This is a genomic window from Pseudomonadota bacterium (assembly GCA_011049115.1).
In the GTDB taxonomy this organism is placed as follows: domain Bacteria; phylum Desulfobacterota; class Anaeroferrophillalia; order Anaeroferrophillales; family Tharpellaceae; genus DSCM01.
Genome location: DSCM01000069.1, coordinates 22,632 through 38,205, shown reverse-complemented (window position 1 = coordinate 38,205; position 15,574 = coordinate 22,632). Strand labels below are relative to the sequence as shown.

Annotated in this window: 16 protein-coding genes; 4 read left to right on the top strand and 12 right to left on the bottom strand. The window is 54.2% G+C overall.

Annotated elements, in window-relative coordinates; genetic code table 11:
- Positions 1 to 114: 114 nt before the first annotated feature.
- From ENN66_05585 to ENN66_05560, 6 genes are read right to left on the bottom strand one after another with little or no spacing between them, the layout of a single operon-like run.
- Positions 115 to 993, bottom strand: coding sequence for a helix-turn-helix domain-containing protein (locus ENN66_05585; protein HDS16070.1), 879 nt, complete (start codon positions 991 to 993; stop codon positions 115 to 117).
- 57 nt (positions 994 to 1,050) lie between these two features.
- On the bottom strand, positions 1,051 to 1,836 hold the full coding sequence (locus tag ENN66_05580) for a class I SAM-dependent methyltransferase (GenBank protein ID HDS16069.1): 786 nt from the start codon (positions 1,834 to 1,836) through the stop codon (positions 1,051 to 1,053).
- Positions 1,784 to 2,635 carry a metal ABC transporter permease gene (locus ENN66_05575; GenBank protein ID HDS16068.1) on the bottom strand — a complete coding sequence of 284 codons (852 nt, stop codon included), beginning with the start codon at positions 2,633 to 2,635 and terminating at the stop codon, positions 1,784 to 1,786. Before ENN66_05575 ends, ENN66_05580 begins: the two co-directional genes overlap by 53 nt.
- A gap of 12 nt (positions 2,636 to 2,647) precedes the next feature.
- Positions 2,648 to 3,454 carry an ABC transporter ATP-binding protein gene (locus tag ENN66_05570; protein ID HDS16067.1) on the bottom strand — a complete coding sequence of 269 codons (807 nt, stop codon included), beginning with the start codon at positions 3,452 to 3,454 and terminating at the stop codon, positions 2,648 to 2,650.
- Positions 3,451 to 4,368 (bottom strand): ABC transporter substrate-binding protein, encoded by a 918-nt coding sequence (locus ENN66_05565; protein ID HDS16066.1) that lies wholly within the window; start codon positions 4,366 to 4,368, stop codon positions 3,451 to 3,453. Before ENN66_05565 ends, ENN66_05570 begins: the two co-directional genes overlap by 4 nt.
- 16 nt (positions 4,369 to 4,384) lie before the next feature.
- Positions 4,385 to 4,978 carry an OmpA family protein gene (locus tag ENN66_05560; GenBank protein HDS16065.1) on the bottom strand — a complete coding sequence of 198 codons (594 nt, stop codon included), beginning with the start codon at positions 4,976 to 4,978 and terminating at the stop codon, positions 4,385 to 4,387.
- Between the two features lie 435 nt (positions 4,979 to 5,413).
- Here ENN66_05560 and ENN66_05555 point away from each other — a divergent pair, with 435 nt between their 5' ends.
- Positions 5,414 to 7,147: an aldehyde ferredoxin oxidoreductase gene (locus ENN66_05555; GenBank protein HDS16064.1), complete on the top strand. Its 1,734-nt coding sequence runs from the start codon at positions 5,414 to 5,416 to the stop codon at positions 7,145 to 7,147.
- 72 nt (positions 7,148 to 7,219) lie between these two features.
- On the opposite strand, the gene ENN66_05550 is transcribed toward ENN66_05555, so the two are convergent.
- The 6 genes from ENN66_05550 to ENN66_05525 form a co-directional block, all read right to left on the bottom strand.
- Positions 7,220 to 8,764, bottom strand: coding sequence for a tetratricopeptide repeat protein (locus tag ENN66_05550; GenBank protein HDS16063.1), 1,545 nt, complete (start codon positions 8,762 to 8,764; stop codon positions 7,220 to 7,222).
- A 57-nt stretch (positions 8,765 to 8,821) separates the two neighbouring features.
- Positions 8,822 to 9,046 carry a hypothetical protein gene (locus ENN66_05545; GenBank protein ID HDS16062.1) on the bottom strand — a complete coding sequence of 75 codons (225 nt, stop codon included), beginning with the start codon at positions 9,044 to 9,046 and terminating at the stop codon, positions 8,822 to 8,824.
- Entirely contained in the window at positions 9,043 to 10,014 is a 972-nt protein-coding gene (locus ENN66_05540; protein HDS16061.1) for a flippase-like domain-containing protein, read from the bottom strand. Before ENN66_05540 ends, ENN66_05545 begins: the two co-directional genes overlap by 4 nt.
- A 204-nt stretch (positions 10,015 to 10,218) precedes the next feature.
- Positions 10,219 to 10,512, bottom strand: coding sequence for a hypothetical protein (locus ENN66_05535; GenBank protein HDS16060.1), 294 nt, complete (start codon positions 10,510 to 10,512; stop codon positions 10,219 to 10,221).
- Positions 10,494 to 11,258 carry a hypothetical protein gene (locus tag ENN66_05530; GenBank protein ID HDS16059.1) on the bottom strand — a complete coding sequence of 255 codons (765 nt, stop codon included), beginning with the start codon at positions 11,256 to 11,258 and terminating at the stop codon, positions 10,494 to 10,496. Before ENN66_05530 ends, ENN66_05535 begins: the two co-directional genes overlap by 19 nt.
- Positions 11,197 to 11,673, bottom strand: coding sequence for an NAD(P)/FAD-dependent oxidoreductase (locus ENN66_05525; protein HDS16058.1), 477 nt, complete (start codon positions 11,671 to 11,673; stop codon positions 11,197 to 11,199). The genes ENN66_05530 and ENN66_05525 overlap by 62 nt, the downstream gene beginning before the upstream one ends.
- A gap of 441 nt (positions 11,674 to 12,114) precedes the next feature.
- On the opposite strand from ENN66_05525, the gene ENN66_05520 reads away from it, so the two are divergent.
- The 3 genes from ENN66_05520 to mutL are packed head-to-tail and all read left to right on the top strand — an operon-like array spanning position 12,115 to position 15,429.
- Complete coding sequence (locus ENN66_05520; protein HDS16057.1) at positions 12,115 to 13,194, top strand: flavodoxin-dependent (E)-4-hydroxy-3-methylbut-2-enyl-diphosphate synthase; 1,080 nt, start codon at positions 12,115 to 12,117, stop codon at positions 13,192 to 13,194.
- Positions 13,178 to 13,480, top strand: a complete 303-nt coding sequence (locus ENN66_05515; protein HDS16056.1) for a DUF1232 domain-containing protein — start codon at positions 13,178 to 13,180, stop codon at positions 13,478 to 13,480. Before ENN66_05520 ends, ENN66_05515 begins: the two co-directional genes overlap by 17 nt.
- Positions 13,477 to 15,429 carry a DNA mismatch repair endonuclease MutL gene (gene mutL, locus ENN66_05510; protein ID HDS16055.1) on the top strand — a complete coding sequence of 651 codons (1,953 nt, stop codon included), beginning with the start codon at positions 13,477 to 13,479 and terminating at the stop codon, positions 15,427 to 15,429. Before ENN66_05515 ends, mutL begins: the two co-directional genes overlap by 4 nt.
- Positions 15,430 to 15,574: the final 145 nt, after the last annotated feature.

The window sequence follows — 15,574 nt, the reverse complement described above, 5'->3', positions numbered from 1 at the left end:
TCAGCTTTGCATGGAAATATGAAAATCAGGAAAATCGGGGACAGGACCTGCTTTTGGAGGGAATCGGGATCTTGTCCTCAGGTTTTTCGGATTGGCTGATTGCTTACAATTATTTCAAGTTAAAACCATGCCGGAATTGCGAAAATTATAGCCCGGCATGGCTTCGCTTTTCAGGGTCAATTTTTCCGGTTCGATCAGGCTGAAGAAATCCTTGATGGGATGGGAGACGAAACTATCCTCCAGGGTTACCAGATCAAAACGCTCCTCGAACAGAGGAATGAAATCCAGTCTCAGCTGCCGGGCGATAAATTCAATGCCGATGCCGGCATCGGCATCCCCCCTGAGAATGGTCAGCCCGGTTGCAAGATGAGTGGTCAGCTCCAATTCATATCCTTTCAGGCGCGAGCTCGAAATCTTTTCTTTTTCCAGTAAATAATCAAGCAAGTAACGGGTTCCGGAACCTGGGTTGCGGTTGACGAAACGCAGGTTTTCATCCGTCAAGTCGGCTATGGATTTAATTCCTTTGGGATTCCCGGGCGGCAGCATCAAGCCTTGGCTGCGACCAGCCAGGTTGATGATTTTAACCCCATGACCGGCCAGATGTTTTTCAACATAAGGCAGATTATATTGACCGGTAGGCGGATGAAATAGATGAACCCCGGTAATCTGGGACTTGCCGGAGGCCAGGGAGAACAGACCGCAGCGGCTGCCGATGGCGGCGTGAAAGGCCATATAACGGGGAAAATAAAGGCGGTTGAATTGCTCGATCAGGCTGATCAGCAGAGGATCATCGCTGCCCGCGATGAGAATGCTTTTGTTGATTTCGGTGCCCTCCTCGAGCCAACGGTTGATTTGCTGACGGGGAAAAAGCCATTTGCCGACGACCCGGGTACAGGGGATACCGCCTTCCTGAATCAACTGGTAAACTTTTTTTTCATTGATTTTGAGATACGCGGCGACTTCCTTGGTGGTCAACAATTCTTTTTCTTCCATGTTTCTTTTCCTTGACGCGGGAGTTTCAAGACCGCAGGTTAATTGAGAGCGTGATTTTCAGGCATGTACGATCAATAATTCACAGCGGGCGACCGGATCGATTCGTTCCAGTTCGTTGACGGTCAGTAGCTTAAGCGCGACGGACGCTAAAGTTTGTTTCAGCTCTTTTCGACTTAAAGCCCCGCCGATGTTCCAGAGCCAGTTATCAATCTCTTGAGTAAACCCCGGGGGCAGACATTCCGTCAGGAGAAAGTCATATATCAGCAAGGTGCCGCCTTCCTCCAGCAAACCGCTAAGGGTGCTCAGAAATTCAAGTTTACGGTAAATCAGATTAAAGGAGCCGTTCATCAGAATCAGATCGAATTTAGCAAAAGCGGTTTTGTTCAGTTGGTTGAGATCGGCTCTTTGCAAAGTAAGGTTCGTTTTCAACTCCGGAAAACAGCCCAGCAGTTTTTCGGCTCGGGCCAGCAAGGCAGGGCTGTTGTCAATGGCGGTCAGCTCGTCCAGTTCCGTCAGGGATAGCGCGCAGAACAGCGTGTCCAGGGCGCATCCGCAACCCAGATCAAGCAAACGTCGCGGTTGCAAAGAGCAAATGCGCTTCAGAGGGTTGGCGCAAGGAAAGGCCAGCTCGGCATAGCCGTTCGGCAGTCGAGCCAGCAGTTCTTCCGGATAATTCAAATCTTTCAGTAAGTTGTGGCCGCGGGCGATTCCCAGCGGAACAAACAGGCCCTTTTTTTCGACCAGGCGATCATACATCGTGCTCAGGGCATCACTGAGATGTTTGGGGAAATTATCCATGTTTAAGTGAACGTTTGAATTTTTTCCAGAGCGCGGCGAAAACATAGATAAATCCGGACAGCAGAATAATTATCGGGCCGCTGGAAAGGCCGACGCCATAACTTAGTCCCAGACCTCCACTGACGGCTGTCGCCGAGAGGATGACGGTCATGAGCATCATGGTGTAAAGACGATGGGTAAAAATAGCGGCGGCGGCGGCCGGCAGGGTCAGCATGGCGATGACCATGACGATACCGACGATCCTGATCATGAGCACGACCGTTGTCGCGATCAACGCCAGAAGAAGATAATAGAGTAGTTTTACCCGAAGTCCGCGCAGGCCGGCGAATTCCTCGTCAAAAGAGATTGCCAGCAGTGGGTGATAAAACCGCCAGACAAACAGGATGATCAACAGGTCAAGCCCCAGGATCATGTACAGATCGGCTTGTGAAACCAGAAGAATATCACCGAAGAGATAGCTGCTCAAGTTGAAATAGCCAGGGGTGAAATCCAGAAAAATGAGCCCCAGAGCCATTCCGACGGCCCAAGTGGCGCCGATCATGGTTTCTTCCCGCTGACCCGAACTGCGGCCGAAACGTCCGACCGCCAGGGCCGCGAGCAACGCCGCCGGCAGAGCTCCGTAGACCGGATCAAGCCATTCCAGGGCAAGGCTGTGCCGCAGCCATAAAGCTGCGCCAATACCGCCGAGGACGCAATGAGAAATAGCGCCGGCAAGATAACTGATGCGGCGAGTGACGACATAGGTGCCGATAATGCCGAATGCGAGACTGGAACAAAGCCCGACCGCCAGAGCAAGCCTGAGAAAGGAATTGGCGGGATCCTGCAAGGCGGAAAAAAAATTCATTCTTGGGTCCACCTAGATTGACGGTTTCAGAAACTGATGTCCATGCTCGTTGCAGCGGTGATCGTGGCGGACTAGATTGAAATCCCCACCGTATATTTCCTTGATCAAGGCGCCATTGATGTGGCTGGTCGGATGAATGACAACCTGGCGATTGACGCAGATCACACTTCTGACCACCTGGGAAACCACTCCGAGATCGTGGGAAACCAGAAGAATCGTCATTTTCCGGTTGAGTCGGACCAGGGTTTCGTAAAGGTTTTCCTCGCTGCGCGAATCAATGTTGGCGGTTGGTTCATCTAGAAGAAGCAACCGGGGCTCGGTGGCCAGGGCTCGGGCAATCAGGACCCGCTGGCGCTGTCCTCCGGAAAGCTCATGAAAGGATTTCTTCTCGCACTCACTCATCCCGACCTCGCTCAGGGCCTGACGGGCCACTTCCCGGGAACGACGGTGATATAATCCCCAGGCTCCGCAATTGCGGCAGCCGAGCTGCCCCATGAGGACGACGTTGAGAACCGATATCGGAAATAACGGATCAAGATGGGCGTGCTGCGGCATGTAGCCGATGGCGCGGCACGCCTGCGCCGCCGGCTGGCCGAAAACCTCAATGGTGCCGCTGTCCGGTTGAATCAGTCCCAGCATCAACCTGAGCAGAGTGGTTTTGCCTCCGCCGTTGGGCCCGATGATACTGGCCAGTTCTCCTTCTTCAATATCGAGATTGACATTTTGCAGAATACAGTGATCCTGATAGGAAAAATTAAGTTCCCGGATTCGAATGATCGGCGAGATTTGATCATGAAGGTGGTCTTGATCCTGATTCATCCGGGAGGCTCAATGTGGCTGCGAACCAGCGTCGCGATGCGGTCCAGATTGTTAATGTAATCGACCGCCAGAGGATCGATCGGAACCACGGCGCAGTTAACTGCGCGGGCGATTTTTTCGGCGCTGTGCCGGTCAAACTGGGGTTGGATAAAGATAGCGCGAACCCGGTTTTCCCGGGCCGTCTGAATGAATTGCGCCAGATCCCTGGCCTTGGGCTGTTTCCCCTCGATTTCAATCGCGATCTGGCGCAGGTTGTAGGCTCTGGCGAAATAGCCAAAAGCTGGGTGGTAAACCATCAGAGGACTACCGGAAAGAGCCAGCAGGGAAATTTGTAATTTTTCATGCAACGCATTGAGTTCTGACTCCAGCATCTTGAAATTATTATCGTAATAATTTTTATTTGCGGGATCATTACGGCTCAGGGCCGCCGCGATATTGGCGGCCTGTTGCAAGGCCAGGCGGGGATCAAGCCAACTATGCGGGTCGAGTCCTTCGTTATGAATATGATCGTGGGGGGGGGCGACAAAGGTGTAATCGGTCATCGGCAGCAGGGTTATGCCTGCCTGAGTATCGACAATTTCCGGACCCTGGTCCAGATTTTTGATTTTTGACAGCAGCATTTGTTCAAAAGGCAGCCCCACGCTGAAAAAAAAACGGGCCCTATGTAAGGCTTCAATTTTGGCCGGGCTCGGGGCGTAAGTGGAGGGATTTTCCCCAGGTTCAAGCAACAGCATGGCCCGCACGCGGTTACCGCCGATGCGGCGACAAAAATCAAGATGCGGACCGATGCTGCAAAAGATTGAAATAGGTGCTGAGGAGAGCGTTGCCGCCCGAAGGCTGTCGCTGGTCGGGCTCGACAAACAACTCAGGCCGAGCAAAAAAACGAGAAAACGGAAAAACCTGACTCTATTCATAACAAAGGGGAAGATCTCAGGGTTGCAGACTCAGGGTTACTCGCCGATTACGGGCCCGACCCGCCGCGTCACGGTTATCGGCCAGCGGTTCTTCTTCACCCCGGCCGAGGATTTGCATGCGTTCTGCCTCAATCCCGAGCTCGACCAGAGCTTCTTTGACAGCGCTCGCCCGCTTACGGGAAAGTTCGAGATTGGTCGTCGCCGGACCGAGATTATCAGTGTGACCGGTGATCAGGATTCTACTTCGACTCAGTTTTGGACTGCGCAGGGCAGCGGCGATTTCCGTGACCTGCAATTCGGCGGAGGCGGTCAACGCGGCGGAAGCGGAGGAAAATTCGAGACACAGATCTATCGTTCCTTTTTCCCCAGACAATGAATGACTGATCGTTTTGCTGTCGACTACCACCTGATATCCCTGGCGGTCAGGAATCGTCTCGGTGGGGGGAGCGCTTTGTCCGGAAAAGGTAAAAACATCCCGAGCCGGAGGCACGGGTGACGTCGCCCATGCCGGAAACACAAACTGCATGATTATCACGGTTGCAAGGGACAAACCGACGATCCCTGCTGGAATTAGTGGCTTGCGCTCAGTCGGGCCAAGTTTTTTCTCCATGATAATTAAGCCTCTTAAACTGTAATCCAGCCGATATCTCAAACCCTTCCGTGCTCATGTTATGGTACTTATTAGCACAGCTGCGGAATCGGGTAAACTGTTTTCCTGATTGTGAAAATAAAACTTACAGAATTTTCGGTTCGCAAAGAGCATTGTTTAAATCCTTAGAACCAACTTAATCAGCTACAAAACAACCATACATAACAAATAATCCTGACCTCCATAAGACAGCCGGGCAAACAATCAAATTCCGGTCTGCCGGTGCTGGTCAAAATATGCTTGACCTGGGTTTTTGCTTATGTCAAGCTTGACTCGTAAACCATGTTTGTCGGGCGTTAACGGATTAGTGAAGGGGCCTTGGCTGGCGGATTCAGGGTGCCTTTTCTGCCTAAGCCGGTAAGGATTCCCTGCCGGTAGAGAAGAGGAGGAAGAGAGATGACGGAGAAGATTTTTCGGGTTGATATGGAAAGGTTGCAGGTTAAAGTTGAAGAAGTTCCGGCGCCCTGGCGGGGACTCGGGGGGCGGGCTTTGACCTCGACGATTATTGCGACCGAGGTACCGCCGACCTGTCATCCTCTGGGCAAACACAACAAACTGGTTTTTGCTCCCGGCCTGCTGGCCGGCACCATGGCTTCCACTTCGGGGAGGCTCTCGGCCGGAGCCAAGAGCCCGCTGACCGGAACCATCAAAGAGAGTAACGCCGGGGGGACGGCGGGTCAGCTACTGGCGCGCCTTGGGGTCAAAGCGATAATCATCGAAGGGGTACCGGCCGCTGGACACTGCTATGGTCTGCATCTCAGCGCCGATGGCTTGGTTATGGTTCCGGAAAATGATTTGGCGGGCTTCGGTAACTTTGCCGTGATCGACAAACTGGATTCGACCGGCGACCTTAAATACGGTCTTTTAAGTATTGGCCCGGCCGGAGAACGCGGCCTGATAGCGGCCAATATTTCCGTCAAGGATCAAGACGGCAAATTGCGCAGTTTCGGTCGGGGTGGATTGGGTGCGGTGATGGGGTCGAAGGGGGTCAAATATCTTCTGATCAATGCGGCCGGGGCCGCACCGGGTGTGAATCTGGCCGATGCCGAAACCTTTAAACGGGCGGCGAAAACCTTTAACCAGGCGTTGTTGGCTCATCCGGTCTGCGGCAATGCTCTCGGGGCTTACGGTACCAATGTTTTGATTAATATCATCAATGAGGCGGGGGCGCTGCCGACGAGAAATTTTCGTTCCGGACAATTCGACCGGCACGAGATGATCTGTGGGGAAAAAATGGCTGAAATGATCAATGCCCGGGGAGGGAAAAACAAACATGGTTGTCAGCCCGGTTGCGTCATGCAGTGTTCCCAGATCTTTGTCGATGAAGCGGGCCATTATATAACCTCCGGTTTTGAATATGAGTCGATCTGGGCCATGGGGGCGCATTGCGGTCTGGATGAGCTTGATCTTCTCGCCCGGGCCGACAGTCTGATGGATGATATCGGAGTCGATTCGATTGAAATGGCGGTTACCATCGGCCTGGCGATGGAAGCCGGAATCATTGCGTTCGGTGACGGAGCGGGTTTTATCCGGCTGCTCAAGGAGGTCGGCGAAGGCACCCCATTGGGGCGTATTTTAGGGTCCGGAGCCGCAGTGACCGGCAAGGTTTACGGTCTGACCCGGGTACCAGTGGTCAAAGGCCAGGCGATTCCGGCCTACGATCCTCGCGCCGTCAAGGGTATAGGAATAACCTATTGCACCTCGACTATGGGAGCCGATCATACTGCCGGTTACACGGTGGCCACCAATATTTTAAAGAGCGGCGGCTATGTTGATCCTCTGCAAAAAGAAGGGCAGGTTGAACTTTCCCGTAACCTGCAGATCGCCACGGCCGCGGTCGACAGTACGGGGCTCTGTATCTTTACCGCTTTTGCCCTGCTTGATAACGATTCCGTATTACCCGCCGTGGTCGCGATGATCAATGCCCGTCATGGTCTTTCCCTGACCGTCGATGAGGTTACCGACTTGGGGAAATCGGTACTTAAAACCGAACGGGCCTTCAATCAGGCCGCCGGATTTACCAAGGTTCATGACCGTCTGCCGGAATTTTTTCGAGATGAGAAGTTACCTCCTCATGACGCAATCTGGGACTTTACCGACGACGAGATTGATGCCTTCTGGAATTTCTGAAACCCCGGGGCCTGGCCTTCAGGCTGAACAGGTTTTCCCTGGGTTGAAAAACAGATTTTCAACGAGAGTTGATCATGGTTGTCTGAGATTTTCGAGTCGAGCTAGGAAATCACGGGCGAGTTGGTAGCCGGGATCAAGCCGCAGCGCGCTTTCCAGCTCTTTGCGGGCCTCGTGCGGGCGGCCGGCGGTGAGCAGAACCTGAGCGTAATTGTAATGTCCTTTAGGTTGCTCCGGATCCCTGCGTACGACCTCGGCAAATACCTGTAATGACTCTTTGTTTCGTCCGGCCTTGGCAAGGGTTATGCCCAGATTGATGCGATCCTGTTCACGGTTGGGATCGCTTGCCAACACTTCGCTGAACAAGGTGATCGCGCGTTTCAGGGACTCACTGTCGGAAAACTCCCGGGATAACGCCTGCGCTAGGTTTGACTTGATGTTGATTTTGTTCGGAGAAAGCGCGAAAGCCTGATTCAGATACTTGAGAGCCGGTTCGCTCTGTCCCCGGCGAAGCAGCTCATATCCCAGGTTGTTTAAGGCCAGCCAGTTAGAAGGGTTGATCCGCAGGGCGTGGCGGAGCAGGGTTTCCTCGTTGCGCCAGACTCCGACACAGGCTCGGCAGGTGAAGGTCCACCAGCCGAGCAGTAGGCTGATCGCGAGAATTGCCGGCCAAGGTTTGAAATGTTGGGCCTGAGCCGGCAGAATCCACCGATAAAGCACCGGCAGCCCCCAGGCAATAATCAGGGAAATACCGATCAGGGGTAAGTAGGTATAGCGATAGGCCAACTCCTGGGGCCCGGTTTGCATGAGACCGGCCACCGGCGCCAGCATGCCCAGATACCAGAACCAGCCGACAAAAAAGGAGGGGTAACGCTTCCTGACGGCTATTGCCGCCAGGCTAATCGCTGCCAACAAAACCAGAAATATCGTCGCTCGCAATACCGACACCGCCGGAAAATATTTATACGCAACGGTCAGGTCAAAAGGCCAGACGGTTTTGGCAAGATACATACCGCTTCCGTCCACCGCCCGCAGCCAACGTTCTCCGAAAGACAGAAGGTCGCGTTCAGGAGAATTAAGCCGCTCCCGGCGCATAAATAACGCCAGCGCGGAGATGGCCAGACCGGCTCCGATAAACGGTAATTTTTCAACCCACAACCGCAGGTCTTTAAGCGTTCGCCAGACCAAGTCGCGAGCACCCCCCTCAGACTTAAGGCGTTCCAGCGGCCAGATATCGAGCAGCAGCAATACCCCGGGAATCGTCACCAGCATGGCCTTGGAAAACAGACCCGCCAGCGTTAATCCCAGGGTTATCAGATACCAGCGCCGGCGGAGTTCTTTCGACCGGTTGAAGCGTTCATAGGCAAGTAGGGTAAGCAAAAAGAAAAATCCACTCAGCAGATCTTTGCGGGATGACACCCAGGCTACAGATTCAACATGCAGGGGATGGATTGCAAAAAAAGCGGCGACGAAAAAGGCTGTCGGTCGGCCACCTGAGAACAGACGGCGAATCAGAACATACAACAGCCCGGTGTTGGCGAGATGAAGAAACAGATTACCGGCGTGATGACCGGCCGGTTGCAGGCCGAATAACTGGCCGTCCAGCATGTGCGACAGCATGGTAAGCGGATGCCAATGCGCCTGCAGGGTAGAGACAAAAGCCCATTTGAGGCCGCCCTACGAGAGCCCCCGGGAGACCATTTCATTGCCGAGAACATAATCGATATCGTCATAATTGAGGAAATCAAAATCCAGCACCTGCAGATACGCGACTAGGATCAAAAGCAGCAGGCAGCTTAGGGCAGCAAGATCAGTTGCGGCAAAGGGTTTTTCCTTTAGGGCCGGCAGCTCATCGCGGCGCGGCCCGGCCGCCTTTTTTTTAAAGGATTTTCCCCGTTTCACGTCTTCTCCTCCTTCCACGTCAGCCAGCTCCAGCCGCGATCTCCGACAAGGTGGACGGCCAGCGGCAGGCCGATACCGATACTGCAGGTTTTTTTCAGCAGATGATCCGCCAGGGCCACCGCCACGGCGCTGCCCCAGTCCAGGCCGGTGCCATGCAGAACGGCGGCCATGATCGCCTCATACACCCCGACCCCGCCTGGGGTAAGAGGTATGGCTTTACCAAGATTCCCCAAGGAAACCGCCAGAAGACAAACACTCAATGATGCCGGAACCGCTGCCGCCTTAGTGATAAACCAGGCAACCATACCCTCGCCCGTCCAGATAAACAGCGAGAAAAGACCGGTCGCCGCCAGCAGCCGTCCGTTCAGGCAGATTCTGCGGTAGGCGACCAGAAATTTATGCAGAGTTTTTGCCGTTGCGCTCAGAAGTGGTTTTCGGTACATCTTTTCAATAAATCTTTCGAGGTTCTGTCTGCGGTCGAGGGCCATAAACAACATGGGGGCGATGGTGAGCAGTCCGGCTCCGGCCAGTACGGCTCGGGAATATGGCGCGGCTGACAGTTGCAGGGCGGTCGGCAATCCGGCGGTCGACATCAGGGTCAGCAGGGCCAGCAGATCAAGAATGCGGGCCTGGATCACGGCCGCCAGCGCCGTACTTCCAGCGATGCCCTTCCAGCGTAAAAAGATTATCGTTGCCACCTCTCCGGCTTTTCCCGGCAGAAAGGCATTAAGGCCAAAGCCACTGATCAGAACGGCGAAGATCCCAGGGGCGGAAATGTCCTGGCCTCCGCTTTCCAGGAACAGCCGAAAACGCCCGACACGAAAGATCCAAGTGGTCCCGTAGCAAAAAAGCGCTACCAGCAGCATGCTCCAGGACAGCGCTTTATAGATTGTCAAAAGACTTTTCCAGTCGGCGATTTTTATCAGAAATACCAGGGCTCCCAGACCACTGCAAATCGACAACAGCACAAGTACGCCGAAGCGCGCACGTTTAGCCCCCCATGTATTTTTGTTTTCAAGCTTTCTTCCTTTAACAGCTGATTATGGGGAGGCGTTGACGGTTGTTTTATCATGAATTGTTAGAGGTGATGGGGGAAAGACAGCTTGTCAGATTTTACCAACCTCGCGCGGTTGAGGAAACATCGGGTCGCGGTATCATTGAAAATGAACGCTTCATATTCCGAGACTGCACGATCCCGACAAACGGCCGGCCAGTTGCCGGGCCTGGGCCATGAGATCATGGATATGAATGTAGGTAAAGGTTCCGTTGCGGCCGGAGATATGCAGGTTCGTAAAACGCTTGAGCCAGGAACTGATAGCACCCACCCTTTGTTCATATCTTTTTTCAAGCACCGGATAGGCGTCGCGCATCCGGTAAACCTCAGCCCCCATAACCCGAGCCGAGTCAAACAGACCGGTTTCGCTCATCTGGGCGATGACTTTGCGAATCAGCGGCTCATCATCCATTTCCCAAAAGCCATTTTCCTGCTGGTTTGATTCGCAGGGGGGATTTCCGCGACCAGCGAGGTGCTGCCCGACGGCGCCATGGTACGGCAACGGTTCAGCGGTTCATAAACCCTGGTAAAGATAAAGCGGCGCTCGGGAAAATAAAGGGAAGCGTTAGTCGTCAGCGGCGCACCGTTGAGAAAGAGCGCCACCAGCACCACATGGCGCGTGCGCAACCCCGCGGCCAGCTCCAGGATTTCAAGCGGCGGCGCCGGGTTCAGCAGCGTTACCAGCCGGGGCAGGGAAAAGGTGATAAGCAATTCGTTAACAGGCCAAACCTTGTCTCCGGCGACCATGGAGGTTATTTGAGAGTCATAGTGATTAATTTCGGTCACCGGGCAGCGCCATTGAAAGATTTCCGGATTAACTGATCTGGTCATGCGGTCGGCGATGCCGCCGATGCCGCCTTTCGGATAATAGAAAGTACCATCCAGGTGTTTGGTTTTTGCCCGTTTCCCCCGTAAGGCTTCCAATAGAAAGGTTCTGACATTCAAACCCTCCAGCCTTTTTCCGGAAATGGCCGGAGACAAATCTTCACACGGTCGCCCCCAAAGCTTTTCTGAGTAGTTCAAGAGAAAAGGCTCGGCAATGGTGCGCCCATAGGTTGTCAAGGCGAAATCGGCAAAAGAGGTAAACGGTTTGCCGTCATAGGTAAGCCGGGAGAATAGAAGGTCGCGGGTGCCTCGCAGGCATGAGGTAAATCCCAAAGACGTGACGAGATTGAGAGGGGAAAGGGGAAAGGGGAAAGTCAATAAAACGTCCGGCAAAAAAGATCTGGCTGGGGGCCTCCACCCGGAGCAGGAGATCGCCCATAAGCTGTTTCAGATCGGCGGTAACCTCCTGATTCCGGTCGTGATAACGATGGGCGCCGGAATCATAGCGGAAGCCCTCAGGGCCTGTGATCGTCAAGGCGTTGCCGCCGGCGCGGTTATCGCTTTCCAGCACCCGGCAGGAAAGACCTGCCCGAGTGGCATACCAGGCGGCCGCCAGGCCGCTGATTCCGGCTCCGGCAATGGTCAGAGCCGGAGCCTCGTCAATGGATGCTCTTTTCTCTGACCGTGGTGGGTAGGCCTTATTCATCTTCCGCCTCTCGTAATGCCGTGATATATCCCTGACGTCCATTCTTTTCTGCGGCTCGGCTGCCGTGATTATCCACCGGCTTTAAGAACATGAGAAGAAACCTGTCTCTCCTCGCGACAGAGTATTAAACTTTCATAAACGATTTACGATCAACAAACCTGCTGCCGTCGGGCCCGCTAATCCTGCCTGGGTTAAATTTGTTCTGAGCCTGAGAAGTGTGTTCAGCGATAAGCGGCCTGCCGAAAGCGGCGGAGTATAATACACTTCACCGGCCGTTTTGTCACCTGTTTTTTGTAGACCTTAACGTCAGTGATCGATAGAGCGGGCATAGGTTTTCCGATAGCCTTAAGGGTCTCAGAATTATTATTACTTGAGGATTATCTCGATAAATGGTATGCCATACCACTGCATGGAAGTTCCTGAAAGTTGAAGGAGCCGGCATGAGATGAATCATGGAATTCAGTTTTCAAGGAGAAAAACCGCATGAGTTTCTGGCCCCGGCGAGATAGCCGGCAGATCAGGCTCGGAGAAGTTTCAATTGGGGGACAGGCGCCGATTTCGGTGCAGTCGATGACCAACACCGATACTCGCGATGTGGCGGCGACGGTGGCCCAGATCAAACGTCTGGAGCAGGTTGGTTGCGAGCTGATTCGGGTCGCGGTGCCGGATGAGGACGCGGCCAGAAAACTTTCCCGGATTAAAAAGAAAATTGCGCTTCCGCTGCTGGCGGACATTCATTTCAGTCATCGTCTGGCCCTTCTGGCGGTGGCGGAAGGGGTTGACGGGTTGCGGCTGAATCCCGGCAATATCGGTTCCACGCTTCGGGTGCGCGAGGTGGTGGCCGCCTGTCGCGAGCGGTCGGTTCCGATTCGCATCGGGGTTAACGCTGGCTCCCTGGAAAAGGCTATTGTTGATAAATACGGTTACACCCCTGAAGCCCTGGTTGAAAGCGCGATGACGCATGTTCGGCTGCTTGAGGAGGAGAATTTCGAGTTGATCAAGATCTCACTCAAATCTTCAGACATCAGGAACACCCTGACGGCCTACCGGCTTTTGGCCAAGCGCGTGGATTATCCTTTTCATATCGGGATTACCGAGGCCGGCACTCAGTTGCGCGGCGCCATCAAGTCGGCCGCGGGGCTGGCTCTGCTTCTGGGTGAAGGCCTGGGCGACACCCTGCGGGTCTCTCTGACCGCGGCTCCGGAAGAAGAGATCTTTGTCGCGTTTGAACTTTTGAAAAGCCTGGGTCTAAGACAACGCGGCATCGAGTTGATTTCCTGCCCGACCTGCGGACGCACGGAAATCGAGCTTATCAGGCTGGCGCAAGAGGTCGAAAAAGCCCTGGCCCATGTTCGGGCTCCCCTGAAAGTCGCAGTCATGGGTTGCGTGGTCAACGGTCCCGGGGAGGCTCAGCACGCTGATTTCGGAATCGCCGGAGGGCGGGGTGTGGGGTTGATCTTTCGCCAGGGCAGGGTTTTGAGAAAATTGCCGGAAGAACATCTGGTCGCGGCCCTGGTAGCTGAGATTGAACAATATCTGGAAGCGCATGAGTCGATCACGTAACTCTCAGTTCTTCAGTGATCCCACTTGGTGGCGGCGCTTCTTGTCGACCGCGCGGCTTTGCTGGCGATTGCTGGGCGATCGCCGGGTGCCTTTTTATTATAAGCTGATTCCTTCAGGGGCCTTGCTCTATTTTTTATCTCCCTACGATTTGCTGCCCGATCTGGTGATTCCGGGTCTTGGTCAGCTTGATGATCTGCTGATTCTGGCGCTCGCCGCCCGAATTTTTCTCGCTCTAGTTCCGGCGGAAATTGTCAAAGAACGCCAAGAGAGGATTTTTACGGCATGAAACCAGATCAGAGCACCCGGATTCGCCTGCTGGCCCCGGAAGTCTGCAACCAAATCGCGGCGGGTGAAGTTGTCGAAAGACCGGCTTCGGTCGTTAAGGAGCTGGTCGAAAATGCCCTCGATGCCGGCGCCGACCAGATTCGGGTGCTGATTGAAGAGGGCGGCAAGAATCTGATTGAGGTAATCGATAACGGCTACGGCATGGATGCGGACCAGTCCCGCCTCGCCCTGGAACGGCATGCGACCAGTAAAATCATTTCAGCGGCTGATCTTTTCGGGGTCACCAGTTACGGATTTCGAGGCGAAGCCTTGCCGAGTATCGCCTCGGTTTCTGACTTCACTCTGATTTCGCGAACCGCCGCCATGGAGGCCGCAGTTAAGCTTGAGGTCAGTTCCGGAGGAGAGATTCGGGAAAGTCAGGTTGGCGCTCCGGTAGGTACCAGGATTACGGTCCGCGACCTTTTTGTTTCGGTTCCGGTTCGGAAAAAGTTCCTAAAAACCACCAACACCGAGCGGGGCGCCGTACTCGAACGCCTGCAGCGTTTTGCCATCGCGCATGCCGATTGTTCTTTTCGGCTTGAACATGATGGGCGTACACTCCTTAATCTGACCAAGGGTGATCGTGAGATTGACCGGGTGAGCCAGATTCTCGGGCTGGAACCGGGAGGTGAGCTGCGAGAGCTGGGAAGTGTCGGAGGTGAGTGGGCCAGACTTCGGGGTTATGTCAGTCTGCCTCAGGTGCAGCGGCCCAACAGCCGCGACCTCTATTTTTTTGTCAATCAGCGAGCGGTCCGGGATAAAGCTCTGCTTCAGGCTCTGCTTAAGGCCTATGAAGGCACCCTGCCCCGGGGACGTTATCCGGCGGCGGTTCTTTTTCTTGAGGTGGCGGCCGGAGGGGTTGATGTCAATGTCCATCCGGCCAAGGAAGAGGTACGTTTCACCGACGGCGGCCGCATTTTTGCCCTGATTCGCCGGGCCGTCGCTGAGATCTTGAGCGGCTATCCGGAAGGAATAATTCCTGGTCTGGGGCGAAGCGAACAAAATCAAATGGCTATGGTTGAGAAGGCGAATTTCCCCGAGCACCCTTCAACCGAGATCTTGCTCTACGGCCTGCCGCCTGAGTTTGGAAAAGAAACCGGGCCTGAGGAACTCAGTAGTCGCAAGCCCTTGCCGCGATCATCGGACTGCGCATGCCGGCACGCCGGCATGCAGGTGGGGGAAAGCCGTTTTGAGTTTAAAGCGGAAGATCATTGTTCCAGCAGACAAAGTGGTCACGGTGCCGACCGGGAAGCCTTTTTTTCAGACTCCTTCACCCCTGATTTCATGAACCGGCCCACAGAGCGATCTTTTCCGGGCTTTAAAAGAGCTGACAGAGGTTTTTTTGCCGCCATGACGGTTGTTGGAAGTCTCTGGAATTCTTATCTTGTGCTGCAGAGTGAAAACAAGTGTTATGTTCTTGATCAGCATGCCGCCCATGAGCGCGTTCTTTTCGACGAACTCAAGGAGCGGCGCGCCGGAGATGGCACGGCCCAAACCCTGCTCCTGCCGATTCAGGTTGAATGTACCTACGAGGAAGAAGCTCTGGCGGAAAAATCACGCAAGCTGCTGCTGGAACTGGGTTTTGAATTTGTTTGTCTGGGGCCGCGAACCCTGGCTCTGCATACGGTTCCATTATTGCTGGAAGGACTGGATCAGGCGACGGTTTTCCGTCAGACCCTGGCCGATATCGATAGCGGGGGGCGGGGCCGGGAAACTTCCCTGCTGAATGATCTTTTGGCCCATCTGGCCTGTCGTCTGGCCGTCAAGGCCAACCGGCCTCTGCATGGCGGTGAAATACAAACCTTGTTGGCAAAGCTGGATGCCTCCCCTCTGGCTCATACCTGCCCGCATGGACGGCCTCTCTATTTTGTCCTGGAACGAGGCGAGATCGAGAAACGTTTTCAACGTTAAACAAAATGCTTGTCCAGGTGGAAACCCTCTGAATGGTTAGAACTTTGCCCGTGAAAGTCTTCAAATTCCCCCTTTATTCAATAGTGTTGTTCCTGTTGCTGTTTACGGTCTTTACGGCTTGCGGGCGACTGTCAAGGGAGGCCGC